The sequence below is a fragment of the Acetomicrobium sp. S15 = DSM 107314 genome, assembly GCF_016125955.1.
Taxonomy (GTDB): domain Bacteria; phylum Synergistota; class Synergistia; order Synergistales; family Thermosynergistaceae; genus Thermosynergistes; species Thermosynergistes pyruvativorans.
The window spans coordinates 1-332 of record NZ_JADEVE010000103.1; the positions used below are offsets into that span (position 1 = coordinate 1).

At 54.5% G+C, this 332-nt stretch carries 1 protein-coding gene; it reads left to right on the top strand.

What is annotated here, in order from left to right:
- Window positions 1-332 (top strand): hypothetical protein (locus EZM41_RS02860; RefSeq protein WP_198469314.1); only part of this gene is annotated, 332 nt, incomplete at both ends.

The following is a 332-nucleotide window of genomic DNA, read 5'->3' on the forward strand; positions in this document are numbered from 1 at the left end:
CGACTACCAGAGGAACATGCTGGAGGGTCGCTTCCCTCTATTCTTGAGTGTGGAGGGGTTAGACGGCATCGGGACCAATGTGGACTTGTTATACATGCTGCACCATTACGGCGTCCGCTCCGGCCTCTTTCATGAGGAGCACGTCATCCCTGCTCTTTATGCCACTCTCTGCTATGATGCATCTCTTTGTATCTGGCTCCAATGCGCGCAGTTTCCGGATGAGGCAGTGGCACCCCCCTTCGTAAAGCCGATCTGGCTCGCCAAGGATGCCCCTCCCAGTCTGCACCTGATGATAACAAAGGAGCAACTCGAAAGGCGTTTCCTTTGGGAAT